Here is a 483-nt window from a genome sequence, read left to right as displayed (position 1 = left end):
GTCATGTACGAGGCGTAGTCGCCCGCGAGGAAGACGATCACGTTGGCCACCTCCCACGGCTCCGCGTACCTCCCGAACGCCTCCTTGGCGGTCAGTTCAGCCAGCAGCTCCGGGGTGGTCACCTTCACCAGATGCGGGTGCATGGCCAGGCTGGGGGTGATGGCGCTGACGCGCTGCGCGGCGGCGTAGTGCGCCGAGTACGGCGTCCGCGTCAACGCCGTCTCCCCCAGCCTGGCCATGCACCCGCATCTGGTGAAGGTGACCACCCCGGAGCTGCTGGCTGAACTGACCGCCAAGGAGGCGTTCGGGAGGTACGCGGAGCCGTGGGAGGTGGCCAACGTGATCGTCTTCCTCGCGGGCGACTACGCCTCGTACATGACGGGCGAGACCGTCGCGGTCAGCAGCCAGCGGGCCTGACGCACGCGCCGCGCCGCGCTGGGCGGGCCCGCAAGGAACCGCGCCGGCCCCGAGGACACCCCGAGG

2 protein-coding genes are annotated in these 483 nt (G+C 70.8%); one reads left to right on the top strand and one right to left on the bottom strand.

Annotated elements, in window-relative coordinates; translation table 11 throughout:
• Nucleotides 1-239 (bottom strand): SDR family oxidoreductase (locus tag J0695_RS44830; RefSeq protein WP_372445928.1); only part of this gene is annotated, 239 nt, incomplete at its 3' end.
• Between J0695_RS44830 and J0695_RS44825 the strand changes: the two genes are divergently transcribed.
• Complete coding sequence (locus J0695_RS44825) at nucleotides 238-417, top strand: SDR family oxidoreductase (protein ID WP_372445927.1); 180 nt, start codon at nucleotides 238-240, stop codon at nucleotides 415-417. The two genes, J0695_RS44830 and J0695_RS44825, sit on opposite strands and share 2 nt — an antisense overlap.
• Nucleotides 418-483 lie beyond the last annotated feature (66 nt).

It is taken from the genome of Streptomyces beijiangensis (assembly GCF_017315755.1).
In the GTDB taxonomy this organism is placed as follows: domain Bacteria; phylum Actinomycetota; class Actinomycetes; order Streptomycetales; family Streptomycetaceae; genus Streptomyces; species Streptomyces beijiangensis.
This window is presented reverse-complemented; position numbering and strand designations above follow the sequence as displayed.

Bases quoted from the DNA above. Each gene is read 5' to 3' on its own strand.
- J0695_RS44825 (WP_372445927.1), top strand. From the start codon at position 238: ATGCACCCGCATCTGGTGAAGGTGACCACCCCGGAGCTGCTGGCTGAA.